Source organism: Streptomyces araujoniae (assembly GCF_050871195.1).
Classification (GTDB): Bacteria; Actinomycetota; Actinomycetes; order Streptomycetales; family Streptomycetaceae; genus Streptomyces; species Streptomyces bacillaris.
Window position 1 is genome coordinate 4,669,174 of sequence record NZ_CP194070.1, and the last position, 25,848, is coordinate 4,695,021.

Sequence of the window (25,848 nt, forward strand, 5' to 3'; positions counted from 1 at the left end):
GCCTCCCAACAGCTCGGCTCTCACCTGTCTCCATAGTGCCCCCTTCCTGTTGAAACCGGGTTAAGCCGCCAGTCCGGGCGCCTCAGGGCCAGAGCAGATCACGCGCCCATTCGCCGCCCCCGTCCCGGCGGTAGCGGAGCCGGATGTGGCGCCGCCGGGCGTCGCCCTGGAAGAACTCCACCTCGGCCGGCTCGACCACGTACCGGGTCCAGGTGGGGGCCTCGGCGTCCGGTTCCGACCGAGCCCGCTCCCAGGCCGCGTCCGCCGCCCGGTTCAGCTCCGCCACCGATGCCACGGCCTCGCTCTGCGCCCCGGTCAGGGCGGCGGCGAGGGCCCCGGTGGACCGGGCGTGCAGGTCGGCGTGGCTCTCGGCCGGGGTGCAGCGCGCGACCGGCCCCCGGACCCGCACCTGCCGCCCCTGCGCGGGCCAGTAGAAGCCGAGCGCGGCGGACGGCCGGGCGGCGAGCTGGTGGCCCTTGGCGCTGGTGGCGTGGCTCGCGAAGTGGAACCCGCGCCCGTCGGCGCCGTGGAGCAGCAGCGTCCGTACGTCGGGGAGCCCGTCGGCGTCCGCCGTGGCCAGCGCCATCGCGTGCGGCTCGACCTGCCCGGCGGCCACGGCCTCCGCGAACCAGGTGTGGAAGAGCGGCAGCGGTGCGTCCGGGGCGGCCGCTGGGTCGAAGGACGGCAGTTCGTTCTCCCAGACGCGCTGGGCGTGCAGGAGACCGGTGAAGCCGGCGGGGGAGGACGGGGCGGGGGCGTCGGGTTCGTTCATGGGGTCATTGGACCGGTTGCGGGCCGTGGAGGGCCAGCCCGGGCGGTGGGCCCTGCCCGATCCCGGGCGGCGGGCCCTGACCGGGCCCCTGCGCGTAGGTGTGCGGCCCCTCACCCCCGCCCCAGCACCACCGTCCCCGACGAGCAGAACCAGCCGCCCGTCCCCGAGGCCACCGCCAGCTCCGGGAGGCGGCCCCCCGCCTTGTGGACCTGGCGCTCCCCGGCCTCCCCGCGTAGCTGGCGTACCGCCTCCACCAGCAGGAACAGGCCGCGCATCCCGGGATGGCAGGCGGAGAGTCCGCCGCCGTCGGTGTTCACCGGGAGTGCGCCACGCAGGCCCGTGCGCCCCTTCTCGACGAACGCGCCGCCCTCCCCCTTCGCGCAGAACCCCAGGTCCTCCAGCGTCACCAGCATCATGTACGTGAACGCGTCGTAGATCTCCGCCAGGTCGATGTCGGCGGGGCGCACCCCGGCGCGTTCGAAGGCGAGGCGGCCGGAGACGGCGGCGGGGGAGACCGTGAAGTCCTCCCACTCCGACATCGCGGCGTGGGAGGTGTGCTCCCCGGTTCCCAGGATCCACACCGGGGCCTTCGCCGTGTCCGGTACGTACTCCTCGGCGGCCAGCAGCACCGCGCACCCGCCGTCGCTGCGGACGCAGCAGTGCAGCTTGGTGAACGGGTCCGCGATCATCGGGCCGGAGAGGACGTCGTCGACCGTGATCGGGTCCCGGAACATCGCCTCCGGGTTGGCCGCCGCGTTGGCCCGGGCCTGGACCGCCACCTCCGCCAGCTGCTCCAGGGTGGTGCCGTACTCGTGCATGTGGCGGCGGGCGGCCATGGCGTACTTGGCGATCAGGCTGTGCCCGTACGGGACCTCGAACTGCGCCGGCCCCCGCGCCCCGAAGGACAGGTTCGCCGTGCGGCGGCCCGCCCTGATGTCGGCGCGGGCCGTCGACCCGTAGACCAGCAGCACCGCCCGGGCCCGGCCCGCCGCGATGGCGTCCGCCGCGTGGGCGGCCATCACCTCCCAGGTGGCGCCGCCCACCGCCGTGGAGTCGACCCAGGTGGGCCGCAGCCCCAGATACTCCGCGACCTCCACCGGGGCCAGCGTCCCGAGCCCGGCGGAGGCGAGGCCGTCGACCACCGAGCGGTCCAGGCCGGAGTCCGCGAGGGCGCGGCGGGCCGCCTGGGCGTGCAGGGCGTACGGCGTGGCGTGGTCGACGCGCCCGCACTCCGCGAGGGCGACTCCGACGGCGGCGACCTTGCGGGGGAGGCGGGCGGCGGGCATGAATCTGACGGTACATCAGATACGAGTGGTTGTGACCGTGTGCGCACGCTCCTTCCCCGCTCCGGCTGTGTGCGGGACTCTGGGAATGGACGTGCCCCGCACCTAATATGACGGATCGTCAGATCAGGAGCCGCCGGTTCCTGAGGGGAGGAGCCGCACGATGGACGCCGCCTTCACCGCGGAACAGGACGAGATCCGCCGCACCCTGCGCGACCTGCTCGCCCGGCACGCCGGGCCCGGCGGGACCCGTGCCGCCGGGCACACCGCCGGGGGCCACGACCCGGCCCTGTGGCGCCGGCTCGCCCAGGGGCTCGGGCTGCCGGGGCTCGCGCTCCCCGAGGAGTACGGCGGGGCCGGCTGCACCTCCACCGAGCTGGCCCTCGCCTGCGAGGAGACGGGCCGCGCCCTGCTGCCCTCCCCGCTCCTCGCCACCGCCGTCCTCGCGGCCCCCCTCGTCGCCGCCCTGGGCACCCCGTCGCAGCGCGCCGGGCTGCTGCCCCGCATCGCCGACGGCACCCTCACCGCCACCCTGGCCGTACCGGGCGGGTCGATGGCCGCCGCCCTCGGCCTCACCGGCGACAACCGGGCCGTGCCCTGGTCGGGCGGCGGCCGGGCCGGGGGCGTCCAGGCCCGCCCCGGTGCAGGCGGCTGGCGGCTCTACGGGGAGGCGGACCGGGTGCTGGACGGGCACAGCGCCGGACTCCTCCTGGTCGCCGCCCACACCGGCGGCTATCCGCGCAGCCGGACCCTCCTCTTCCTGGTGCGCGCCGAGTCCGAAGCGCCCGCCGGGGCGTCGGGCGGTGCGTCCGCCGGGGGGCCCGCCGGCGCGCCCTCCGGAGCCGAAGGGCTGACCCGCACGCGGCTCACCTCCCTGGACGCGACCCGGCCCCTCGCCCGCGTCGAACTGCGCGACACCCCCGCCGCGCTCCTGGGTGCGGACCCGGACACCGCCGACGTCTGCGGGGCGCTCGCCGCCACCGGGCGCACCGCCGCCGCCGTGCTCGCCGCCGAGGCGGTCGGAGCCGCGGCGGGTGCGCTGGAGCGGACCGTGGCGTACGTGAAGGAGCGCGAGCAGTTCGGCCGGGCCATCGGGTCGTTCCAGGCGGTCAAACACCGGCTGGCCGACCTGTACGTACGGGTGGAGGCGGCCCGCTCCGCCGCGTACTACGCCGCCTGGGACCCGGCGGCGGGCCCGCTGGCCCTGGCCCAGGCGCTGGAGACCGCCCGGACCGTGGCCGGTGAGGCCGTCCAGCTGCACGGCGGGATCGGCTTCACCTGGGAGCACGAGGCGCACCTGTACGTGAAGCGGGCGGCGGCGGACGGGCTGCTCTTCGGGCCCGTGCACCGGCTGCGCGACCACGCGGCGGTCCGGGCGGGGCTGTTCGGGGACGTACCCTCGCGGGCCCTCACGCACGAGGTGGCCGTCTGATGGCCCCCGGCCCCGGCCCCGCCTCGGAGGGCCCCGCTTCCGGCCGGGCCCCCCGGCTGGTCCAGAAGGTCTCCTCCACCCGCGCCTTCGCGAAGGTCGCCCCGTACCTCGTGCCCCTCCTGGACCGCACTGTGCACCGGATCACCCGGGGCCGGGTGCTGCCCAGCGCCCGGATGCTGCCGGGGCTCGTCCTCACCGTGCCGGGGGCGCGCAGCGGGCGGCCGAGGGTGACCCCGCTGGCCTGTATGCCGGAGGGGGAGGCGGAGAGCACCTGGATCCTGGTCGGCAGCAACTTCGGCCGCCCCGGGCATCCCGCCTGGACCGCGAATCTGCTGGCCCGCCCGGAGGAGGCCGTCATCAGCTGGCGCGGCCGGTCCATCCCGGTGCGGGCACGGCTGCTGGAGGGGGCGGAGCGGGAGGAGGTGTGGCGGGTGGCGCTGGCGTTCTGGCCGCCGTACGCGGCGTACCAGGAGCGGGTGGAACGGCGGATCCGGCTCTTCCGCCTGGAGCGGCGGTAGCCACCCGGTCCGGCTCCCGTCGGCGATGTCCGGGTACGCCGACGGCGGACCACCGGCAGGGGTGCGTGGTGGTCCGCCGTCGGTGAGACAGGACGTGCCGGTGGGCTACTTGGTGGGCTTCTTGCCGGTGATGCCCAGGTGCACCAGGAGCGCCAGGTTCGGGCGGAGTTCGGCCTGCTTCACACCCCAGGTGGTGAACCCCTTCTGGTGCGAGGCGACCGCGGCCAGCATCGCGACCAGGGAGCCCGCCATCGCGGCGGCGCTGACGTCCTTGTCGACCTTGCCCTTGGTCTGGAGCTCCTTCACCGAATCGGTGAGGGAGTTGGTGACCGAGTTCAGGATCTTCATGCGGATCTTGTAGAACCGCTTGTCTCCTTCGGCCGCCCCGAGGTCGATCACGCGGAGGATCGCGTCGTTGCGGCGCCAGAAGTCGAGGAATCCGTCGACGAGTTCCTCGGCCGTGTGCCAGCCGGCCTTGCCGACCCACGGGCGTCCGGCGACCAGTTCGGTCAGTCCGGCACCCTCCTTGGCGACTTCCTCGGCGATTTCGAGGACGGCGCCCTCCACATCGGGGAAGTACTGGTAGAAAGTCGCGGGTGAAGTCCCGGCCTTCCGGGCGACGTCGATGACTTTGACGTCCCGGTACGGCGAGGAGCTGAGCATCTCGCTGAGGCAGTCGAGCAGCTTCTGCCGCGTCGCCTGGCCGCGTCGACCGGCCACGCGGCCGTCGACGGTACGTACTTGTCCTGTCATGCCGTCAGCTTACCGAGGGGCGATGAGAGCGCGATTCGGCCGAGTGCAAATGGGGAACGTCGCAGGACCGGCGGGGTGCGAAGGGGCGGGGGCGAATGTTTTCGGCCGCCGCGGGGGCTGCTGGGGCGACGGCCGGAACGGCGGCGGGAGCGGCGCCTGATCCGGGGCCCGCGCGCAGGCTCGTACGGGCTCGGCGGGCACCGGGCACGGCCCGGTGCGGACTCGGTACGGACCCGGTGCGCGCTCCCGGCGGAGAGCCGAGCGCCCCGCTGTGATGGTGTTATCAACAGCCTGTGGACAACTTCGGTGGACAACTTTCGTCCATGCGGTGCCCCGATCTTCACTGATCGGGCAAATGTTCCTTTTCGAAGTGTGTGAACGGTGTGCGGGCCGCGTTCGGCGGGCGCCGGGGCGCGCCGGGCCGGGTGCGACGTTACGTTGACTGTGACGGGCGTCACTGAAGCGACACCGGAGCGACACCGAAGGCTGAACCGCGACGGAAGGGACCAGGCCCCATGGCCGCATTCGCGCACTCGGCGCCGTGCTGGGTGGACGTGCAGCTCTCCGACCTCGAAGCGGGCAAGCGCTTCTACGGCGGCCTCTTCGGCTGGACCTTCCGCGCGGGCGACGGCATGCCCTTCGCGGACGCCCTGAGCGGCGGCAGGCTCGTCGCGGCGCTCGCCGCCAAGAAGGACGGGCGGATGCCCACCGCCTGGGGCGTCTACTTCGCCACCGACGACATCCGCGCCACCGTCGCCGCCATCCGTGAACACGGCGGCCAGGTCATCACCGACCCCGTACGGGCCGGACGGGCCGGGATCGTGGCCCAGGCGGCCGACCCCGGGGGCGCGGTCTTCGGCCTCTGGCAGCCCGGGGAGCGCGCCGGCTTCGAGAAGCAGAACGACCCCGGCTCCTTCTGCTGGACCGAGGTCCACACCCGGCGGCCGGAGCGGGTGGACCCCTTCTACGAGAAGGTCTTCGGCTTCCAGGGCACCGACCTGGACGAGGGGGGCAACGACGTCTCCGGCGACGCCGAGGCGCTGGTCGACTTCCGGATGTGGTCGCCCGAGGGCACCGAACCCGGCCCGGACACCGCCGTCGGCGGCCGCAGCGTCATCACGGACGCGTTCCCCGCCGAGCTGCCCAGCTACTTCCTCACCTACTTCGCCGTCGCCGACTGCGACGCTGCCGCCGAGCTCGCCGTACAGCTCGGCGGCCGGGTCTCCGCACCGCCTTTCGACATCCCGTACGGGCGGATGGCGGTCCTCCACGACGACCAGGGCGCGCTCTTCGCCGTCCTCCAGCCGAACGAGCTGCTTCCGTAACCCGGCCACGCCCCCGTTCCCCACACCTTGTGGGCGAGAATCAGCCCAAGTGGCATGAGACACCCACATCCGCCCCCGGGTTCGCCACCGGCGCCCGAGCCAGGAAGAATCAGGGTGCGCACCGCCAGGTGGTGCCCAGCGGTGAGACGCTGCGGAGGCCGGGAATCGCACCGGGCGGTGACGGGCGGTAATTCGCGGGCTTCGTTCCTGAGGTCCGTACGGGGAGGTGGCAGGCACGTGATGGAGCAGCTGACGCAGCACGACCCGAGACGGATCGGCCCGTTCGAGGTGCTGGGACGGCTCGGGGCCGGCGGCATGGGGCTGGTCTATCTCGCCCGGTCGGCATCGGGCCGGCGGGTGGCGATCAAGACGGTACGGACCGAGCTGGCGGAGGACCAGCTCTTCCGGGTCCGCTTCACGCGCGAGGTGGAGGCCGCCCGCGCGGTCAGCGGGTTCTACACCGCCGCCGTCGTCGACGCCGACCCCCGTGCCGCCGTGCCGTGGCTGGCCACCGCCTATGTGCCCGCGCCCTCGCTCGAGGAGATCGTCAACGAGTGCGGCCCCATGCCCACCCAGGCCGTGCGCTGGCTGGCCGCCGGGATCGCCGAAGCCCTCCAGTCCATCCACGGCGCCGGACTCGTCCACCGCGACCTGAAGCCGTCCAACGTGCTCGTCGTCGAGGACGGCCCCCGGGTCATCGACTTCGGCATCGCCTCCGGAGTCTCCAACACCCGGCTGACCATGACGAACGTCGCCGTCGGCACCCCCGCCTACATGTCGCCCGAGCAGGCCCGCGACTCCCGCAGCGTCACCGGGGCCAGCGACATCTTCTCGCTGGGCTCCACCCTCGTCTTCGCCGCCACCGGCCACGCCCCCTACCACGGGGCGAACCCGGTCGAGACGGTGTTCATGCTGCTGCGTGAGGGGCCGGACCTGGAGGGGCTGCCGGACGACCTGCGCCCCCTGATCGAGTCCTGCATGCAGCTGGACGCCTCCCGCCGGCCCACCCCGGCCGACCTCCAGGCCCAGCTTGCCCCGCACCTCTTCGCCTCCGGCAGCGACGACAGCGGTACGGCCTCAGCCTGGCTGCCGTCCCAGGCCACGGCCATGATCGAACGGCGCAGGGGAGGCGGCCGCACCGCCCCGCCCGCGCCCGCCGCACACCCGCCGCGCCCCCCGCAGCCGCCGCGCGCCCCGGACCGCGCGCCGGGTCACGGGTCGGGCCACGGCCCGGACGGCGGTCCCGGCCACGCCCCGGACCGGAGGCCCGACTGGCGCGGCGGCGACGACCTGCGCTCACCGTCCCCGCTCTCCTCGCCCTCCCCGCTCTCCTCCTCGGCCCCCGCCCCCGACAGTGGACCCGTCCACCTGCCCGGCGCGAAGGCGCCGATCGGGCCCGGCCCCCGGGTGGGGGAGGTCCGGGGGCCCGCCGCCGCCCACCCGGCCGCGGCGACCGGCTGGGTCCGCCCGCCCGCGGGCCTGAACGGCTCGCCCGCCGCCCCGGCGGCGTCCACCGCCCCCGTGCCGTCCCCGGGCCCCGGCCCGGACCCCTCGCCCGCCGCGCCCGACCGCTGGCGGCCCTGGCGCTTCCGTATGTCCAACGACGTCTGGGGGACGCCCGTCGTCTCCGGCGACCTGCTGTACGTGACGTCCTTCGAGATCCACGCGCTGGACGTCGGCAACGGGCGGCGCCAGTTCAAGACCCGGGACGTGGCGTGGGCGATGGCCGTCGAGGGCGGCCGTATCCACGCGTCGGACGGCCCCTCCCTCTACGCCTTGGACGCGGCGACCGGCGCCGAGCAGTGGCGGATCCGCACCGACGCCTGGGTGTACGCGCTCAAGGCCGACCGGGGCACGGTCCTCACCGCGACCCGGGGCGGCGGCGTCCAGGGGTGGGAGGCGTCCAGCGGCGACAAGCTGTGGGAGATCACCGGCGCCCAGACCGACTTCGAGACGGCCGAGGCCGCCCCGGTCATCCACGACGGCACGGTCTACGTCTGGCAGGACGCCCGGCTGCGCGCGCTGGACGCCCGCACGGGCCTGGAGCGCTGGTCGTACCCGATCGGCGACGCGGCCTCCTGCGGCGGTGTCCCGGTCCGGGTGACCCCGGCCCCCGACGGCTACGTCTACATCGCGGCGGGCACCCGGGTGCTGGCCGTGGACATCGTCTCGGGCCTGGTGCGCTGGCACTTCGAGGCCCCGGCGGTCTTCCTCTCGCCGCCCGCGTTCGCCCCGGGCCCGGCGGTGACCGGGGGCGGGGTCTACCTCGCGGACTACCTCGGCACGGTGTACGCGCTCGACGCGACGACCGGCAAGGACCGCTGGCGCATCGCCACGGAGGCCCGGGCCTCCCTCGAACCGGTCCTCGTCGCCGTCGGCAACGTCCACGTGGGCAGCGGCAGCGCGCTCTACACCCTGGACGCGGTCACCGGCACCCCGAAGTGGCGCTTCGCGGCGGGCGGCGACGTGGTGGGCTCCCCGGTCGTGGCGGACGGCCGCGTCCACTTCGGCTCGGCCGACCACGTCCTCTACACCCTGGACGCGGCGGGCGGCCAGCTCCGCTGGAAGCTCGCCACGGGCGGCGAGATCACGGGCTCCCCGGTGGCGGAGGCGGGCGTGGTGTACGCCTGCAGCAAGGACCGCTGCGTCTACGCCCTGGACGCCCTGAAGGGCACCGGCACCGGCAACAGAGCCCGAACCTGAACCGCGCACCCGCCGTAATTCCATCCCGTCCGGCGAAATCCAGCCCGTCCGGCGTTTGAGGACGGAACCTTGGACGGGGTGGGCGTCGGCTCTGAGGTGGCCGGTGCGGCGGAATTCCAGCCCGTCCGGCGTTTGAGGACGGAACCCTGGATGAGTGACCGTCAACCCTGGGGTGGCCGGTGCGGCGGAATTCCAGCCCGTCCGGCGTTTGAGGACGGAACCCTCGACGGGGTGACCGTCAACCCTGGGGTGGCCGGTGCGGCGGATGCACCGGATCCCGGGGATCCCCCTCCGCCTGCGGATACGACCGCGTACCGGCACCCCAGGCGTCCTGGGACCCATGGGCGTCCTGGGACCCATGAGGGTCTCGGGACCCATGAGGGTCACGGGCATCCGGCCCCGTGTACGGCTCCACCTCCGGCTCCGGCCACGGTGACGTCTGCACCGACATCCCCGGCTCCTGCGTCGGCGGCCACGTGTCCACCTGATCGGCCGGCGGCGCCGCGTACGGCTCCTCCACCGCTCGCTCCCGGGACCGGGACCGCCCCCGCCCCGCCCCCCGGGACCGCCCCTTCATCAGCAACGCCCCGATCAGCATCAGCACCCCGCCCGCCAACGCGTTGACCACCCCCACCTGGAGCCCCTCCCCGTCCCCGCCGACCGTGAGCGACCCCGCCGCCTGCCCCTGGCGGACCATCCACAGGATCGTGAAGCCCAGCACCACGACCCCCGCGAACGCGACCACGATCCGCGACCGCACCAGAACTCCGCCGGTCACCAGCAGCGCCGCGAACAGGAACGGCAGCAGGATCGAGACCAGCACCCCCGACTCCGTACCGGTGATGCCCTCGAAGAGGTCCCGCACCCGGTAGTCCCGCCCGGTCCGCCCGGCGTACCAGTCGCGGAACGGGCTCAGCACGGCGGAGACCGCCCCGGCCAGGGCGACGAGGGAGCCGAGGATGTTGCGGATCATCGGAGAGGCCTCCAGGGGCGCACGGCGTACGGCGAACACCCCCCGTACGGCCGACGCTACGCCGGGGTGATCACCCCCGCCACGCGGACGCCGCCGTACGCCCCGCAGATGCCCCGCCCCGCAGACCATGACCGGACCGTGACAGGGTCATGACCTACGTGCCGACGGCATCCGGCAAGCTGTGGTCCGGCAGTACGGGAAGCGGCGGAGAGCCGAGGACGACAACAAGGGGGGCTGCATCCGTGATGCGGCGACAGATCAAGCTGGCGGCGGTCCTGGTCGTGGTGGTGCTCGCACTCACCGGCTTCTCGACGGCCAGCAGCGGCGGCAAGGGCAGCAAGAGCAAGGGCAGCAGCAGCTCGGGCGGCGGCTGCTCCAACTCCAAGAAGAGCAACAGCGGTTACCGCCACAACGACTACAGCGACGACGACTACGGTGACAACTCCTCGTCCGGCTCCTCCGGTTCGTCCTACGGGACCCCGACGCCCACCGCGTCCGACGCGCCCGTCGTCCGGGTGATCCGGTGCGCCCGGCCCGGCAAGGGCAAGCGCAAGGCGGTCACCGCGTCCGTCGTCGAGCTGAGGTCGAACGAGACCCGCTCGCACCGGTACGAGGTCGACGTGACGTTCCTGGACGCGCGCGGGAACACCGTCGACACCGCCGAGACCACGACCACGCTCGACGCCGGGGACGTCCGCAGCCTGACCGTCCGGATGGACAGCCCGCGCAAGGTCTCCCAGGTCAGCCGCTGCGAGGTCACGGCCCAGCTGCTCTGACCCGAGGGCCGGGGGCGCCGGGGCGCGGAGCCACCGACGGGAGCACCGGATCACGGAGCCACCGACGGGGAGCACCGGGGCACGGTGCCACCGGCGGGGAGCACCGGGGCCCAGAGCCACCGACAGAAGCACCGGGGCACACAGCCACCGACGGAGGCACGGCCACCCCCTCACCGCACCCGAGGCGCGCCCCCACCGCCCCCGCCCCCTCCCTTCCGCCCCGCGAACAGCTCGGCCTGGCGCTCCGGCCCCAGGTTCCCCAGGGCGATCAGCGCGGGGGCCTGGGCCATCGCCTGCGTCCGGGCCGCCTCCGTCGCCGCCCACACCGCCCGGACCGTGCCCTGCACCGCGTCGGTCGGATACCCGGCGATCACGCCCGCCGCCCGCAGCGCGGCCGCCACGGCCCCGCCCGGCTCGGTCACCTCGCTGACCAGACCGATCGTGTGCGCCCGGGCGGCGCCGATCCGTTCCGCCGTGCCCATCAGCGCCATCCGGGCCACCTCCCCGAACGGCATCCGCTGGGCCATCGCGACGGCCTCGTACGCCGAGACCATCCCGTACGTCGTGTGCGGGTCGAAGAAGGTCGCGTCGCGCGAGGCGACGATGAACTCCGCCTCGCCCAGCAGGTAGAACGCCCCGCCGCACGCCATCCCCTCCACCGCCGCGACCACCGGCTTCCACAGGTCGTTCGCCTTGGGCCCGATGCGGAGGAGCGGATCGTCGACGGCGTACGGGGACGGAGGCTGCGGGACGCTCACGCCCCGGTCGATCCCGGTGCAGAAGGCGCGGGTGCCGCTCCCGGTGAGGACGACGGCCCGCACGCCCACGTCGTACCGCAACTCCCGCCACAACTGCGCCAGTTCCTCTGCCGTCCCGAGATCGATCGCGTTGAGCTTCTCCGGCCGGTCGAGCGTGACCAGGGCCACCCCGTCGGCCGCCTCCCGCTCGATGAGCAGCGCCACCGCTCACCGCTCCAGCAGCCAGCGGACCAGCGTGACCGACCCACTCGGGCCCGCCGGGCAGAACACCGCCCGCACCGGGGCCCCGATCCGCAGCCGCGCCGGATCGACGGAGTCCAGCGGCGCGTCGGCGGAGGCGACGACGTTCCCGGCCAGCCGGATCCGCGGGGCGTCCACCAGCTCCACCAGCACCGCGTTGTACGGGGCCTGTTCGGCGTACGCGGGGAGCAGCGGCGGGTGCGGGATCACGTACGACCAGATCCGGCCGCGCCCGCTCATCACCCGCCACTCGCTGTCGAACGACCCGCAGTGCGGGCAGCAGGGCCGGGGCGGGAAGCGGAGCTCGCCGCAGGCGGGGGCGGCGCAGGCCTGGACGCGCAGTTCGCCCCGGGCGGCGTACTCCCAGAAGGGGGCGCCGTCCTCGTCGACGACGGGCAGCAGCGGGGCATCGTTCACAGCCATCTTCTCGACTCCTCAGTTCCGCAGCAGGACGGCCGACGTCGGTACGCCCTCACCGGCGGTGACCAGGCAGGTGGCGGCGTCCGGTACCTGGGCGGTGGAGGTGCCGCGCATCTGCTTGACGCCCTCGGTGATGAGGTTGAACCCGTGGACGTACGCCTCGCTCAGCCCGCCGCCCCCGGTGTTGAGCGGCAGCCGGCCCCCGGTCTCCAGCGCCCCGCCCTCGGTGAACGCCCCGCCCTCCCCGCGCCCGCAGAAGCCGTACCCCTCCAGGGAGAGCGGGACGAGCGGGGTGAACGCGTCGTAGATCTGGGCCACATCGACGTCGTCCGGCCCGAAGTCGGCCTGTTTCCACAGCTGTCGGGCCGCTGTCCAGGCGGGTCCGGTGAGCGGGTCGTCGTTCCAGTAGTTGACCATCCCGTGGTGCTGCGCGGGCAGCCCCTGGGCGACGGAGTGGAGGTAGACGGGTCTCTGCCGGCAGTCGCGGGCGCGCTCGGCGGAGACGATGACGCAGGCCAGCGCGCCGTCCGTCTCCAGGCAGTTGTCGAAGAGGCAGAGCGGCTCGCTGATCCATCGGGAGGTCATGTACATCTCGCGGGTCAGCGGCCGGTCGTACATGATCGCGTCCGGGTTCTGGTTGGCCCGGTTGCGGCAGGCGAGGGCGACGTTGAAGAGGTGGTCGCGGGTGGCTCCGTACTCGTGCATGTAGCGCCGGGCCAGCATGCCGATCTCGTCGGCGGGGCGGAGGAGCCCGTAGGGCCGGGTCCACTGGGCGGGTGTCGGCAGTTGCACGGCGGTGTTCTTCCACGGCCGGGGGCCCGAGCCGCGCTTCCGGGACCGCCAGGCGACCCCGACGCTCGCCTGTCCGGTGGCGACGGCGGCGGCGAGATGGCCGAGGGTGGCGCAGGAGCCGCCGCCTCCGTACCCCACCCTGCTGAAGAAGGTGACGTCCCCGGCGCCGATCGCCTTGGCGACCTCCACCTCGTCGGTCTCCTCCATCGTGTACGAGGCGAAGGCGTCGACCTCCGACGGGGCGATGCCCGCGTCGTCGAGGGCGGCCAGGATCGCCCGGCAGGCGAGGGTCTTCTCGGACTCCGGGAGCCGTTTCGCGAACGCCGTCTGCCCGATCCCGGCTATCGCTGTCGCGTCCTTGAGCGTCGCCATCCGCCAACCTCCCGCACTCCCGCGCCTGCTGACAGCGGCAGAGGCTACCGCTAATCTGACGGATAGTCAGCTAGTGCGGCGGCGGCAGGAGGGCGGGCGCGTGATGCGGGGCGACGAGGAGTGGGGCACCATCCCGGGGCTGGTACGGGCGGCCGCCGAGCGGTACGGCCCGGCCGAGGCGGTGGCCCACGGCCGCACCCGCCTCTCGTACGCCGGACTCGGCGCCCGCGTCGAGCGCGCCGCCGCCGCGTGTCTGGCCGCCGGGGTGGAGCCGGGCGACCGGGTGGCGATCTGGGCCCCGAACACCCCGGACTGGATCGTCTCCGCGCTCGGGGCGGTGAGCGCCGGGGCGGTGCTCGTCCCGCTCAACACCCGCTTCAAGGGCACGGAGGCGGCCCACATCCTGCGCCGCAGCCGGGCCAGGCTGCTGTTCGTCACCGGCACGTTCCTGGGCACGTCGTACGTCGCGTCCCTGCGCCGGACGGAGGTGAAGCTGCCGGACCTGGAGCGGGTGGTGGTGCTGGCGGACACGGCGCCCGAGGACTACACGAGCTGGCCGGAGTTCCTGGCGGCGGGGGAGCGGATCCCGGCCCGGACGGTACGGGAACGGGCCGAGGCCATCCGCCCCTCGGACCCCTCCGACATCATCTACACCTCGGGCACCACGGGCGCCCCCAAGGGGGCGGTGATCACCCACGCCCAGACGCTGCGCGCCTACGCGATCTGGAGCGAGCTGGCGGGGCTGCGCGAGGGCGACCGCTATCTGATCGTGAACCCGTTCTTCCACACCTTCGGCTACAAGGCGGGCATCATCGCCTGTCTGACGCGGGGGGCCACGATGGTGCCGCAGCCGGTGTTCAACGTGGACACGGTGCTGGCGAACATCGCGGCGGAACGCATCTCCGTCCTGCCCGGCCCGCCCACGCTCTACCAGTCCCTGCTGGACCACCCGGCGCGCGACGCCCACGACCTCTCGGCCCTCCGCTTGGTGGTGACCGGCGCGGCGGTGGTCCCCCTGCGCCTGGTGGAGCGCCTGCGCGGCGAACTCCGCATCCCCACGGTCCTCACGGCGTACGGCCTCTCCGAGGCGAGCGGCATCGTCACGATGTGCCACCGGAGCGATTCTCCTCAGACCGTGGCCACCACCTCCGGCCGGGCGATCCCCGGCACCGAGGTCCGCGTCCTGGCGGAACCCGGCTCTCCGGGCGAGGTCCAGGTCCGCGGATTCACCGTGATGACCGGCTACTTCGAGGACCCCCGGACCACGGCCCGCGCCTTCACCCCCGACGGCTGGCTCCGCACCGGCGACGTGGGCGTCCTGGACGCGGCGGGCAACCTGCGGATCACGGACCGGATCAAGGACATGTTCATCGTGGGCGGCTTCAACGCCTACCCGGCCGAGATCGAACAGCTCCTCGGCCTCCACCCCGACATCGCCGACGTGGCGGTCATCGGCATTCCCGACCCGCGCCTCGGCGAGGTCGGCAAGGCCTACGCGGTCCGCCGCCGGGGCGCCACGCTGACGGCCGACGACCTGATCGCCTGGTCCCGCCGCGAGATGGCGAACTTCAAGGTCCCGCGAGCGGTCGAGTTCGTCCCGGAACTCCCGCGCAACGCGAGCGGCAAGGTGGTGAAGGGGGAGCTGCGGGGGAGGGGGTAGCGCCCCCCCGTACCCACATGCCGAGAGGCCCGAGCCCATCCCCAGGCTCGGGCCTCTCGGCGTACGGCAGCCGCGGCGGCTCCCCCTCCGCGCCGCAGCGGCTGCTCCCCCGTACGTACCCCCGTCCCCCGTATCCCCCGACGTCCCCCGACGTGAAGGTCTAGTGGGCGGGCTCGCTCGTGGCGTGCATGTCGCCGTTGGTGGTGTCGCCGCCGGTGGCGTGCATGTCCTTGGCCTGGAGCGGGCTGCCGGTGGCGTGCATGTCGCCGTTGGTCGTCTCGCCGCCGGTGGCGTGCATGTCCTGCGGCTTGATGACCGGGTTCTTCTTCGCGTCAGCCATATCGCTGTTCTCCCCTAGGCAGTGCTTCTTTTCCGGTTGATGGGCGGCCCGCCCGGCTGTTCCCCCGTGGACGGCCGGGCGGGCGCCTCAGGGCCGCTCACCTTACGTCGCGGCCTCACTGTCAGCCCGTCTGCCCCCCGACGCGACGGATCGACAGGCATGAGACTGGCCGGTCGCGATAAACGAATGATGAACACCGGCGGAGGGAGGCGCGGAAACCCGTTCCGGCCTGCGGTGTCACGGCGTGGACGCCGTCGACGCGAGCAGGGCGCGGACCTCGGCCGCCTCCTGCGAGCCGAGGGCGTCGTAGATGCCCAGCGCCTCGCGCCAGCAGACCTCCGCCCGGCCGAACTGGCCGATCCGGGCGAGCGAACGGCCCAGCACCGTCAGGATGTTGCCCCGGCGCCACTCGCCGCCGATGCCCCGCAGCGCGGTGAGGGCCTGCTCCGCCTTGACCGCCGCGTCCGTGGCGTTGCCCGCCGCCAGATCCACCTCCGCGAGCCGGAAGAGGGTCATCCCCTCCCACAGCCGCTGCCGGCTGGCCCGGAAGACGTCCAGCGCCTCCAGCAGCCGCTCCGACGCCTCCGCGAACCTGCCGCTCTGGGTGAGCGCCATCCCCAGCGCGTAGCGGCCGTTGGCGCTGCGCAGCGCGTGGCCCATGCTGTCGTAGACGGCCGTGCCCTCCTCGGCCAGCGCCACCGCGCTCTCGGTGCGGCCGGTCGCCAGGTGGATGCGGGAGAGGTTGCACAGGGCGCTGGCCTCGCCCGGCCGGTCCTGGATGGAGCGGAAGTTGTCGATGGCCCGGTTGAGGTACCGCTCCCCGTCCTCGTGGCGGGACTGGTAGAGCGCCATGATGCCCCGGGCGTTCGACGCCCAGCAGACGGGCAGCGGGTCCTGGTCGGCCCCGGCCAGCAGCATCACGCTCTCCGCCTCCTGCTCGGCCTGGTCGAACCGGCCCGACGTGTGGTGCACATCGGCCAGCGTCACCAGGGCCCGCACCTCGGAGCGCCGGTCACCGCCCGCCCGGGCCGCCTCCAGCAGGGCCAGGGCGACGGTCTCGTACTGCTTCGCGTTCGCCCCCGACTCGCCCAGGTCCAGGGCCGCCCAGAGCAGGTCCACGCCCCGCCGCAGGGTGGCCGGGCCGTGCGACTGGCGTACGCAGGCCAGCAGGTTGCCCGCCTCCGTGTACAGCCAGTCCAGCGCCGGGTGCCGGTCCACGAAGGTGAGCCCGGCCTGTTCCGTCGGCTCCAGGTGGTCCACCAGCCGGTCGCCCGGCCGCTCCAGCGCGTACACCCCCGCCGCCGTCGCCAGGTAGAAGTCCAGCAGCCGGGAGAGGGCCGCCTCCCGCTCGGCACCCTGCTCGTCGCGCTCGGCGCAGGCGCGGGCGTAGAGGCGGACCAGGTCGTGGTAGCGGTAGCGCCCCGCGGCGGCCGACTCCAGGAGGGACGTGTCGACCAGCGCCTCCAGCAGGTCCTCCGTCGTGTGCGGCTCCAGGTTCAGCAGGGCCGCCGCGGCGGCGAGCGAGATGTCCGGGCCGTCCGCGAGGCCCAGCAGCCGGAAGGCGCGGGCCTGGCCCGGCTCCAACTGACCGTACCCCAGCTCGAAGGTGGCCTTCACCGCCAGATCGCCCGCCTGGAGCTCGTCCAGCCGGCGCCGCTCGTCCGCCAGCTTGGCGGCCAGCACGGAGACCGTCCAGGTGCGCCGGGCGGCCAGCCGGGAGGCGGCGATCCGGATGGCCAGGGGCAGGAAGCCGCAGGCGGCCACCACGTCGAGCGCCGCCTCCCGCTCCGCGCCGACCCGCTCCGCCCCCACGATCCGGGTGAAGAGCTGGAGCGCCTCGTCCGGCGACATCACGTCCAGGTCCACCAGATGCGCCCCGGCCAGGTCGACCATCCGCACCCGGCTCGTCACCAGCGCCGCGCACCCCGGCGTCCCCGGCAGCAGCGGGCGGATCTGGGCCGCGTCATGGGCGTTGTCCAGCAGGACCAGGATCCGGCGGCCGTCCAGCGTCGAGCGGTAGAGCGCGGCCCGCTCGTCCAGGGTGCCGGGGATCGCCGACTCCGCGGTGCCGAGCGCCCGCAGGAACGAGCCGAGGACCGTCTCCGGCTCGGCCGCCCGCGCCCCCGCGCCCTGGAGGTCGACGTAGAGCTGCCCGTCCGGGAAGTGCGGGCGGGCCTGGTGGGCCACGTGGACGGCCAGCGTCGTCTTGCCGACCCCGCCGATCCCGGCCAGCGCGGAGACGGCCATCACCGAACCCTCGGCCGCGGCCAGTTGGGCACCCAGATCCCGTACGAAGGAGTCCCGGCCGGTGAAGTCGGGGACGGTCGCCGGAAGCTGTGCCGGGCGCAGCGGCGCGGGCGCCGGGGCCGGTTCGTCCGCCGGGCGGGCCAGTTCCTCGTCGGCGCGCAGGATGCGCTGCTGGAGCTGGGCCAGTTCGGGGCGCGGGTCCACCCCCAGCTCCTCCGAGAGCAGCCGCCGGGTGTCCGCGTACACCGCCAGGGCCTCCGCCTGCCGGCCGCTGCGGTAGAGCGCCACCATCAGCAGCTCCCGCAGCCGTTCGCGCAGCGGGTGGGCCGCGGTGAGCGCGGTCAGCTCGGAGACGGCCTCCGCGTGGCTGCCGATCTCCAGATCCAGATCGAGCCGGGCCTCGGTGAGCGAGAGCCGCCACTCCTCCAGCCGGGTGCGCTGGTTCTCCGCGTACGGCCCCGGCACCGAGGCCAGCGCCTCCCCGTCCCAGAGCCCCAGCACCTTGTTGATCAGCGTCCGGGCCTGGAGCCGGTCACCCGCCGCGCGGGCCTTCTCCGCCTCGGTCACCAGGTCCTGGGCCAGGGTGAGGTCGAGGGCGCCCCGGCCGATCCGGAGCGCGTAGCCGCCGGACTCGGTCACCAGGGTCTCCTGGCCCAGGATCTTGCGGAGCCGGGAGGCGTACGTACGGATGGTGGCCAGCGCCTGCGAGGGCGGGTCCTCGCCCCAGAACGCGTCGATCAGCTCGCCCGCCGTGGCCGTCCGCCCCTCGCGCAGCAGCAGGGCCGCGAGGAGCGCGCGCTGCTGCGGGGATCCGGAGGGGAGCGGCTCCCCGCCGCGCCATGCCCGTACGGGACCGAGGACGGTGAACCTGAGGGAGTCGGCGGCCCCCGGTTCCTCCGGGGCGCGCTGCCCCGGTACGCGCACGCGTGGCCCGCGGTCACGGTCCATTGATGCCCCCTGTCCTGCTCGCCTGCCGGCCCTGCTCTTCAGCGGGCTCTGCCGGTGGTGCCGGTCTCCGAGCGCTCGTTTCTCCGCCCCGCCTGTCCGCCCCTTGTCCGCCCGTGCGTCGAAGTGCGGCGTACACCCGGATTGCTCGGTACCGCTGGTATCGCGCTCAACAGTCTGCCTTGTCGCGGGCGGGCACGTCAGCAGTGGGTGACGCTCTGCACAAGCCCTCGACAACGATCGGGGAACCGTGCGCGGGGCCGTGCCCTCCGCCGATGCGCGCACGATAGCTGACGGGTCGTCAGATCGACGCTACCGTGGAACGCATGGAGACCTTCCCGAAGATCATCTCGGTGGACGACCACACGGTGGAGCCCCCTCATGTCTGGCGGGACCGGCTCCCGTCCAGATACGCGGACTCCGGCCCGCGCATCGTCCGCGCGCCGCTGAAGGAAATGACCTTCCTGGGCGGAAAGTTCGCGCCCGTGATGGGTGCCAAGGGGGACGACGGGCCGGTGGGCGACTGGTGGGTCTACGAGGACCTGCGCCGGCCGCTCACCCGCCTGGACACGGCCGTCGGCTACGACAGGGACGAGATCAAGCTGGAGATCATCACCTACGAGCAGATGCGTCCGGGCTCCTTCTCGGTCCCCGACCGGCTGGCCGACATGGACGTCAACCACGTTCAGTCCGCGCTCTGCTTCCCCACCTTCCCGCGCTTCTGCGGGCAGACCTTCACCGAGGCGAAGGACCGCGAACTGGGGCTGCTCGGCGTGCGCGCGTACAACGACTGGATGGTGGAGGAGTGGTGCGGCCCCGAGGCGCGCGGCCGCCTCATCCCGCTCACCCTCGTCCCGCTCTGGGACGCGGAGCTGGCCGCCGCCGAGGTCCGGCGCAACGCGGCCCGGGGCGTGCGCGCGGTCGCGTTCTCCGAGATACCTCCCCATCTCGGGCTTCCGTCGATACATACGGACGAGTGGGATCCGTTTCTCGCCGCCTGCGACGAGACCGGGACCGTCATCGCCATGCACATCGGCTCCTCCTCGAAGATGCCGTCCACCTCCGCCGACGCCCCGCCCGCCGTCGGCTCGACCATCACCTTCGCCAACTGCTGCTTCTCGATGGTGGACTGGCTGCTGAGCGGCAAGTTCGAGCGCTTCCCCCACCTGAAGGTCATGTACGCGGAGGGCCAGATCGGCTGGATCCCGTACATCCTGGAGCGCGCCGACGTCGTCTGGGAGGAGAACCGGGGCTGGGGCGGTGTCGCGGACAAGGTCCACCGCCCGCCGTCCGAGCTGTTCGCCGACCACGTCCACGGCTGCTTCTTCGACGACGCCTTCGGGCTGCGGAACCTGGACGCGATCGGCGTCGGGAACGTCCTGTACGAGACGGACTACCCGCACTCCGACTCCACCTGGCCCCGATCCCGCGAGGTGGGCGAGGCCCAGATGGGCCACCTCGCCCCGGATGTCGTGGACCGGATCGTGCGCGGGAACGCGATCGACCTGCTGGGGCTGACGGAGGACGGACTCTGGGCGGGGGCGTAGGGGGCGTACGTTCGCACAGGCAGGAGCCCCGCTCCCCCGCCGAAGCGGGGGAGCGGGGCTCCTTGGGTACTGCTGGTGCGACCGCGATCGGCCGACCCGGGCAACTAGGCCGGGGTGACGTTCTCAGCCTGCGGACCCTTGGGACCCTGAGTGACGTCGAAGTTCACGACCTGGTTCTCCTCGAGGGAGCGGAACCCGGACGCGTTGATCGCGGAGTAGTGAACGAAGACATCCGGGCCGCCGCCGTCCTGGGCGATGAAGCCGAAGCCCTTTTCAGCGTTGAACCACTTGACGGTTCCGGTAGCCATAAGCCCTCCTTGGGCCAAAGGGTTGCCCTGCTCCAGAACCTGCAAACAAGTCTGAAAACTACAAAAGCCTGCGGGTTACATGCTCCGCAGGCTCTGTACTGCAAGGGAAACCAAACTGCAACTTGCGGGCGAGCCTAGCACGCAGCCTCTGGAGAGCGGTAGAGGGAAAGATCACTTCACTCGAATGTTTGATTGCCCCGCCGGAGAGGTGACGGAGACCGTCTCCAGGCGCCCTGAGACGGCCCGGGAGGCCTTCCTGAGGCGGCCCGGGAGGCGCTCCGGAGATGCCTCGGGCGGCGGTCTCGCGGCCTCCCCGTGAGCGGCCCGGAAGGGGGTCGCGTACGTACCGCGGAGACCTCCCGGAGACCTCCTGGAAACGCCCCGGAGGCGCCCCGGTGGTGCTCCGCCTCCGGCGCGGGTTTAGCCTCGCGATGTGGACAATTCAACCGTCTCAGCCCGCGAGGTCCCGGCCGGTGAGGGCGACGACCGTCGCAGCCGCCCCCGCGTCGGCCACATCCAGTTCCTGAACTGCCTGCCGCTCTACTGGGGTCTGGCGCGTACGGGAACCCTGCTCGACCTGGAGCTGTCGAAGGACACCCCGGAGCGGCTCAGCGAGCAGCTGATCAGGGGTGATCTGGACATCGGCCCGGTCACCCTCGTGGAGTTCCTGCGCAACGCCGACGACCTGGTGGCCTTCCCCGACATCGCCGTCGGCTGCGACGGGCCGGTCATGTCCTGCGTGATCGTCTCCCAGCTCCCGCTGGAGCAGCTGGACCGGGCCCGGGTGGCGCTCGGCTCCACCTCGCGCACCTCCGTACGCCTGGCCCAGCTGCTGCTGGCCGAGCGGTACGGGGTCCGGCCCGACTACTACACCTGCCCGCCCGACCTCGGGCTGATGATGCAGGAGGCGGACGCGGCCGTCCTCATCGGGGACGCCGCCCTGCGGGCCAATCTGCACGACGCCCCGCGCCTCGGCCTCCAGGTCCACGACCTGGGCGCGATGTGGAAGGAGTGGACGGGGCTGCCGTTCGTCTTCGCCGTCTGGGCGGCCCGCAAGGACTTCCTGGCCGCCCACCCCGAGACGGCCGCCAAGGTGCACGAGGCGTTCCTCGCCTCCCGGGACCTCTCCCTGGAGGAGGTCGCCAAGGTCGCGGAGCAGGCGGCCCGCTGGGAGGCCTTCGACGCCGGGGTGCTGGAGCGGTACTTCACGACCCTGGACTTCCGCTTCGGCCGGGACCAGTTGGCCGGTGTCCGCGAGTTCGCCCGCCGCACCGGAGCGGACACCGGATACCCGGCGGATGTCCGGGTGGAGCTGCTCGGCGGCTGAGCCGGGAATGGTCCGTCCGCTTCGAATTCACTTTCCGGTTCCCGGACGGGAAAGGGGAGGAGAACGGCCGGACAACGCGGCGGCCAACGCATTTGCGCCTTTCCCCGGGGCGAAAACATCCCCTCCTGCCCGGAGAAGGGGGAATGGTCCGGCCGTTTCCCGGTGACCGGGGCGGTGGCGCCGCCTAGGCTTCGGTCCGGGTCCGGGCCGTCACAGGGCCGGCCGGACCGCGTCACAGGATCGGGGGAGTCCCTATGCAGCCGCTGGAGGCGGGCGAGCCGCGCAGCATCGGTGCCTACCGGCTGCTCGGCAGGCTCGGTGCGGGCGGCATGGGCCGGGTCTATCTGGGGCGCAGCACCGGCGGCCGCACGGTCGCGGTGAAGGTGGTCCACCCGCACTTCGCGCTGGACGAGCAGTTCCGCGCCCGGTTCCGGCGCGAGGTCGAGTCCGCGCGGCGCATCGGCGCGCAGTGGACCGCCCCGGTCCTGGACGCCGATCCGGACGCGCCGGTGCCGTGGGTCGCCACCGGTTACGTCGCCGGACCGCCGCTCTCCCAGGCGATCACCGAGCACGGCCCGCTGCCGGAGCACGCGGTCCGCACCCTGGGCGCGGGCCTGGCCGAGGCCCTCCACGTCGTCCACGGCCAGGGCATCGTCCACCGCGACGTGAAGCCCTCCAACGTCCTGCTGGCCCTGGACGGCCCCCGTCTCATCGACTTCGGCATCGCCCGGGCCCTCGGCGCTACCGTCTCGCTCACCTCCACCGGCGTCTCCGTCGGCTCGCCCGGCTACATGGCGCCCGAGCAGATCCGGGGCCGGGACATCTCGGGGGCGGCGGACGTCTTCTCGCTGGGCGCGGTCCTGGCGTACGCGGCGACCGGCCGCGCCCCCTTCTCCGGCGACTCCTCCGCCGTACTCCTCTACAAGGTGGTGCACGAGGAGCCCGAACTGGGCGACCTGGAGGGCGATCTGCGCGAGGTGGTCGCCGGGTGTCTGGCCAAGGACCCGGACGAGCGGCTCGCCCCCGCCGACCTCGCCCGCACCCTGGCGCCGGACGGGGCGGCGTCGATGGTCGCGGCGGGGTGGCTGCCGGGCCGCCTGGTGGGCGAGGTGAGCCGGTCGGCGGTGGCCCTGCTGGACCTGGAACCGCAGGACGCGCCGGTGGGGTCGGGCCCGGTGCCGTTCAGCAGCGCGTCGCTGGGGGCGGGCTTCGGGGCGGGGCCGGGCGCGGACCCGCACGGGGGACCGGGAGGCGATCCCCGTACGGGCTCCGCCACGGAACCGGGTTCCTCTTCCGGTACGGGCTCCGCCACACAACCGGATACCCCTCCCCGGACGGGCGCCGACTTCCCTCGTACGGGCGCCGATCCCCGTGCGGGCTCCGCCCCCGGGACGGGCGCCGACTTCCTTCCTACGGGCTCCGATCCCCGTGCGGGCGCCGGATCCGGCCCGCACTCCGGCGCCCTAGGGGCCGTCGGCCCGCCGCCCGCCCACGTACCGGACGGCAGCACTCCGCCCGACACCCCGCCCCCGCCCGGCACCCCGCCGGAGGCCGGGCTCCCCGGGCAGCGGGCCCGCGACCCCCGGTTCTCCGTCTCGGTCACCGCCGACTCGCGGACCCATACGCGGACCAGCCCGGGCGCCGACCCCGACGCGGGCGCCGGGGCGCGCCGGAGCCGCCGGGTGAGCTGCACGGTGGCACTGGCCGTGGCGGGCGCCTTCGCGGTCGTCGCCCTGGGCTCGGGACTGCTCGACGGCCTCTTCCCGGGCGGCGACGCGGACCGGCGGCAGGGGAACGACACCGCGGCCCGACCGCCCTCCCCGACCGCCTCCGCCTCAGGTTCGGCCCCCGAGCCGGAGGAGCCGGCCCCGGCCACATCCGCCCCCGACGGCGCCGAGGCCGGTTCCGTGGCCGAGCTGCCCAAGGCGTTCGTCGGCACCTGGAAGGGCACGCTCACCGAGCGGACGAGCGGACAGCCGCACGGCACGCTCACCGCCGTCTTCACCGAGGGGAAGCGGGGCAGCCAGGTCGTCCGGATGTCCAACACCGTCTCCCAGCTCGGCATCACCATCACCTGCAACAGCGTCGGCACCCTCACCTCCGGCACGGCCGAGGAGCTGAAGGTCCGCGAGCGCACCGACCCGGACCGCCCCAGCACCCCGGGCCTCTGCACCACCACCGAGGCCGACCTCGTCTTCGGGCTCACCGGCGACGGAACCCTCGACTACCGCTCGGAGGAGCGCGGCGCGGGTCTCCCGTACGGGAACCTCACCAGGTCCGGCGGCTGACGGCACAAGGGGCTGGCGTACGCTGGATCGGTCCGAGGATCCTCAAAAAACCGCCGAAAGGTGACAGCCCGGTGACCGAGAAGGCCGATCTCCAGCCCGTCCTCGACCGAGCCGCCGAGGGCGGTCGGATCACCCCGGAGGAGGCACTCGACCTCTACCGCTCGGCGCCGCTGCACGCGCTGGGGGCAGCCGCCGACGCCGTACGCCGACGCCGTTACGCCGGTACGGAGCACATCGCGACGTACATCATCGAGCGCAACATCAACTACACCAACGTGTGCGTGACGGCCTGCAAGTTCTGCGCCTTCTACGCGCCCCCGAAGGCCAAGGACAAGGGCTGGACCCGGGACATCGAGGACATCCTGCGCCGCTGCGCGGAGACCGTCGAGCTGGGCGGCACCCAGATCATGTTCCAGGGCGGCCACCACCCGGACTTCGGCGTGGAGTACTACGAGGAGCACTTCTCCGCGATCAAGAAGGCGTTCCCGCAGCTGGTGATCCACTCCCTCGGCGCCTCCGAGATCGAGCACATGGCCCGGATCTCCAAGGTCTCCGCCGAGGAGGCCATCCGCCGCATCCACGCCGCCGGTCTCGACTCCTTCGCGGGCGCGGGCGCCGAGCTGCTGCCCGCCCGGCCGCGCACCGCCATCGCCCCGCTCAAGGAGTCCGGCGAGCGGTGGCTGGAGATCATGGAGATCGCCCACGGGCTGGGCGTCGAGTCCACCTCCACCATGCTGATGGGCACCGGCGAGACCAACGCCGAGCGGATCGAGCACCTGCGGATGATCCGGGACGTCCAGGACCGTACGGGCGGCTTCCGCGCCTTCATCCCGTACACCTACCAGCCGGAGAACAACAAGCTGAAGGGCCGTACGCAGGCCACCCTCTTCGAGTACCTGCGGATGATCGCCATCGCCCGGCTCTTCCTCGACAACGTGGCCCACATCCAGGGCTCGTGGCTGACCACCGGCAAGGAGGTCGGCCAGCTCTCCCTGCACTACGGCGCCGACGACCTCGGGTCGATCATGCTGGAGGAGAACGTCGTCTCCTCGGCCGGTGCCAAGCACCGCTCCAACCGGCTGGAGATCATCGACCTGATCCGCAAGGCGGACCGGGTCCCGGCGCAGCGCGCCACCACGTACGAGCACCTCGTCGTGCACGACGACCCGGCGAACGACCCGGTCGACGAGCGCGTGGTCTCGCACATCTCCTCCACCGCGATCGAGGGCGGCACGGCCCACCCGGAGCTGAAGCTCCTCAACGCCAACTGACGTCCCCGTGCTGACGATCCACGCCGCGCCGCTGGTCCTCCCGGTGGGCGCGGCGGCCGTCGCGGACGGGGCGGTCGTGGTGGACGGCGACCGGATCGCGGCCATCGGCCCGTACGAGGAGGCCGCCGCCGGGTACCCGGCCGCCCGGGTCCGCCGCTGGCCCGGCCTCCTCACCCCGGGCCTCCGCCAGGACCGGGCCCGCGCGCTGCTCACCCGGTGCTACCACCCGGACCCGCGCGAGGCCGACGAACTGGGCGAACTTCCCCTGTGGGGCGAGGAGTTCGAGCGGATCGCGACGGCCATGGACACGGCCCGGCGGGCAGGCAGCGTACGGCGGGGCCTCCAGCGGATGCTGCGGCACGGGACCACCCAGGTGGTGGGCCCCTTCGGCGCGGAGGACCCCGCACTGCGGACGGCACTGGCCCGGTCCGGGCTGACGGTCGTCGTGCCGGGTGCCCCCGCCCCTTCCGGCACGGCCGACCCGGCCCCCTCCACGCCCGGTGGCGGCCTGGGCCTCCCCGTGTCCGGTGGCGACCTGGACCCCTTCGCGTACGGCGGTGACCTGGCCGCCACCGTCCACGGCCCGCTGACCGTGGGCGGCCGCGCCGACCTCGCCGTCTTCGACGTGCCCGACGAGGAGGCCCTGCGCACGGGCGGGGCCGCCCGGTGCGTGGCGACGGTGCTGGCGGGCCGGCTCGTCCACCGCGCCCGCTGAGCCCGCGCCCGGTTCGCGCGTCGGCCGAGCCTGACGACCGGGCCACGCAGCACTACGCGGTCAACGGGACGGAACGTCTCACT

Annotated in this window: 21 protein-coding genes; 11 read left to right on the forward strand and 10 right to left on the reverse strand. The window is 73.6% G+C overall.

Annotated elements, in window-relative coordinates:
• Positions 1-82 precede the first annotated feature (82 nt).
• Both ACQ9ZG_RS20045 and ACQ9ZG_RS20050 read right to left on the reverse strand, forming a co-directional pair.
• Entirely contained in the window at positions 83-772 is a 690-nt protein-coding gene (locus ACQ9ZG_RS20045; protein ID WP_499280995.1) for a pyridoxine/pyridoxamine 5'-phosphate oxidase, read from the reverse strand.
• Between the two features lie 110 nt (positions 773-882).
• Positions 883-2,058, reverse strand: coding sequence for a thiolase C-terminal domain-containing protein (locus ACQ9ZG_RS20050; RefSeq protein ID WP_499280997.1), 1,176 nt, complete (start codon positions 2,056-2,058; stop codon positions 883-885).
• A 160-nt stretch (positions 2,059-2,218) separates the two neighbouring features.
• Between ACQ9ZG_RS20050 and ACQ9ZG_RS20055 the strand changes: the two genes are divergently transcribed.
• Both ACQ9ZG_RS20055 and ACQ9ZG_RS20060 read left to right on the forward strand, forming a co-directional pair.
• Entirely contained in the window at positions 2,219-3,487 is a 1,269-nt protein-coding gene (locus tag ACQ9ZG_RS20055) for an acyl-CoA dehydrogenase family protein (protein ID WP_499280999.1), read from the forward strand.
• A complete protein-coding gene (locus ACQ9ZG_RS20060; protein ID WP_109914206.1) occupies positions 3,487-4,005 on the forward strand; it encodes a nitroreductase family deazaflavin-dependent oxidoreductase in 519 nt (172 codons plus the stop codon). The genes ACQ9ZG_RS20055 and ACQ9ZG_RS20060 overlap by 1 nt, the downstream gene beginning before the upstream one ends.
• Before the next feature lie 105 nt (positions 4,006-4,110).
• Here ACQ9ZG_RS20060 and ACQ9ZG_RS20065 read toward each other — a convergent pair whose 3' ends face one another.
• Positions 4,111-4,758: a TetR family transcriptional regulator gene (locus tag ACQ9ZG_RS20065; protein ID WP_026237999.1), complete on the reverse strand. Its 648-nt coding sequence runs from the start codon at positions 4,756-4,758 to the stop codon at positions 4,111-4,113.
• Positions 4,759-5,273: 515 nt separating this feature from the next.
• Between ACQ9ZG_RS20065 and ACQ9ZG_RS20070 the strand changes: the two genes are divergently transcribed.
• On the forward strand, positions 5,274-6,083 hold the full coding sequence (locus ACQ9ZG_RS20070) for a VOC family protein (protein WP_109917661.1): 810 nt from the start codon (positions 5,274-5,276) through the stop codon (positions 6,081-6,083).
• Positions 6,084-6,323: 240 nt separating this feature from the next.
• The gene (gene afsK / locus ACQ9ZG_RS20075; RefSeq protein WP_032755086.1) at positions 6,324-8,786 is read left to right on the forward strand and encodes a protein serine/threonine kinase AfsK; all 2,463 of its coding nucleotides are present in this window, start codon (positions 6,324-6,326) and stop codon (positions 8,784-8,786) included.
• A 238-nt stretch (positions 8,787-9,024) separates the two neighbouring features.
• Here the strand turns inward: afsK and ACQ9ZG_RS20080 are convergent, their stop codons facing one another.
• A complete protein-coding gene (locus ACQ9ZG_RS20080) occupies positions 9,025-9,759 on the reverse strand; it encodes a hypothetical protein (protein ID WP_499281000.1) in 735 nt (244 codons plus the stop codon).
• Between the two features lie 242 nt (positions 9,760-10,001).
• Between ACQ9ZG_RS20080 and ACQ9ZG_RS20085 the strand changes: the two genes are divergently transcribed.
• Positions 10,002-10,535, forward strand: a complete 534-nt coding sequence (locus ACQ9ZG_RS20085; protein WP_109917224.1) for a hypothetical protein — start codon at positions 10,002-10,004, stop codon at positions 10,533-10,535.
• A gap of 170 nt (positions 10,536-10,705) precedes the next feature.
• Here the strand turns inward: ACQ9ZG_RS20085 and ACQ9ZG_RS20090 are convergent, their stop codons facing one another.
• Genes ACQ9ZG_RS20090 through ACQ9ZG_RS20100 form a run of 3 tightly spaced genes read right to left on the reverse strand, consistent with a single transcriptional unit; the run spans position 10,706 to position 13,117 of the window.
• The gene (locus ACQ9ZG_RS20090; RefSeq protein ID WP_499281002.1) at positions 10,706-11,497 is read right to left on the reverse strand and encodes an enoyl-CoA hydratase/isomerase family protein; all 792 of its coding nucleotides are present in this window, start codon (positions 11,495-11,497) and stop codon (positions 10,706-10,708) included.
• 3 nt (positions 11,498-11,500) lie between these two features.
• The gene (locus tag ACQ9ZG_RS20095) at positions 11,501-11,956 is read right to left on the reverse strand and encodes a Zn-ribbon domain-containing OB-fold protein (protein WP_109917603.1); all 456 of its coding nucleotides are present in this window, start codon (positions 11,954-11,956) and stop codon (positions 11,501-11,503) included.
• Positions 11,957-11,968: 12 nt separating this feature from the next.
• Positions 11,969-13,117 carry a lipid-transfer protein gene (locus ACQ9ZG_RS20100; RefSeq protein WP_109917604.1) on the reverse strand — a complete coding sequence of 383 codons (1,149 nt, stop codon included), beginning with the start codon at positions 13,115-13,117 and terminating at the stop codon, positions 11,969-11,971.
• 103 nt (positions 13,118-13,220) lie between these two features.
• Between ACQ9ZG_RS20100 and ACQ9ZG_RS20105 the strand changes: the two genes are divergently transcribed.
• Positions 13,221-14,777 carry a FadD3 family acyl-CoA ligase gene (locus ACQ9ZG_RS20105; RefSeq protein WP_499281621.1) on the forward strand — a complete coding sequence of 519 codons (1,557 nt, stop codon included), beginning with the start codon at positions 13,221-13,223 and terminating at the stop codon, positions 14,775-14,777.
• Positions 14,778-14,937: 160 nt separating this feature from the next.
• Here ACQ9ZG_RS20105 and ACQ9ZG_RS20110 read toward each other — a convergent pair whose 3' ends face one another.
• Together ACQ9ZG_RS20110 and afsR are read right to left on the reverse strand one after the other, a co-directional pair.
• On the reverse strand, positions 14,938-15,117 hold the full coding sequence (locus ACQ9ZG_RS20110; RefSeq protein WP_018490692.1) for a hypothetical protein: 180 nt from the start codon (positions 15,115-15,117) through the stop codon (positions 14,938-14,940).
• A gap of 237 nt (positions 15,118-15,354) precedes the next feature.
• Complete coding sequence (afsR, locus tag ACQ9ZG_RS20115) at positions 15,355-18,312, reverse strand: SARP-family global regulator AfsR (protein WP_109914777.1); 2,958 nt, start codon at positions 18,310-18,312, stop codon at positions 15,355-15,357.
• A gap of 323 nt (positions 18,313-18,635) precedes the next feature.
• Between afsR and ACQ9ZG_RS20120 the strand changes: the two genes are divergently transcribed.
• Positions 18,636-19,856 (forward strand): amidohydrolase family protein, encoded by a 1,221-nt coding sequence (locus ACQ9ZG_RS20120; RefSeq protein ID WP_109914776.1) that lies wholly within the window; start codon positions 18,636-18,638, stop codon positions 19,854-19,856.
• 104 nt (positions 19,857-19,960) lie between these two features.
• On the opposite strand, the gene ACQ9ZG_RS20125 is transcribed toward ACQ9ZG_RS20120, so the two are convergent.
• Positions 19,961-20,164, reverse strand: coding sequence for a cold-shock protein (locus ACQ9ZG_RS20125; protein WP_003967102.1), 204 nt, complete (start codon positions 20,162-20,164; stop codon positions 19,961-19,963).
• A gap of 433 nt (positions 20,165-20,597) precedes the next feature.
• Between ACQ9ZG_RS20125 and ACQ9ZG_RS20130 the strand changes: the two genes are divergently transcribed.
• The 4 genes from ACQ9ZG_RS20130 (at position 20,598) to ACQ9ZG_RS20145 (ending at position 25,765) form a co-directional block, all read left to right on the forward strand.
• Entirely contained in the window at positions 20,598-21,491 is an 894-nt protein-coding gene (locus ACQ9ZG_RS20130) for a menaquinone biosynthetic enzyme MqnA/MqnD family protein (protein WP_028416778.1), read from the forward strand.
• A 254-nt stretch (positions 21,492-21,745) separates the two neighbouring features.
• Complete coding sequence (locus tag ACQ9ZG_RS20135) at positions 21,746-23,779, forward strand: serine/threonine-protein kinase (protein WP_499281007.1); 2,034 nt, start codon at positions 21,746-21,748, stop codon at positions 23,777-23,779.
• A gap of 71 nt (positions 23,780-23,850) precedes the next feature.
• On the forward strand, positions 23,851-25,050 hold the full coding sequence (gene mqnC / locus ACQ9ZG_RS20140; protein WP_018490697.1) for a cyclic dehypoxanthinyl futalosine synthase: 1,200 nt from the start codon (positions 23,851-23,853) through the stop codon (positions 25,048-25,050).
• 7 nt (positions 25,051-25,057) lie between these two features.
• Positions 25,058-25,765 carry an imidazolonepropionase-like domain-containing protein gene (locus ACQ9ZG_RS20145; RefSeq protein WP_499281009.1) on the forward strand — a complete coding sequence of 236 codons (708 nt, stop codon included), beginning with the start codon at positions 25,058-25,060 and terminating at the stop codon, positions 25,763-25,765.
• Positions 25,766-25,848: the final 83 nt, after the last annotated feature.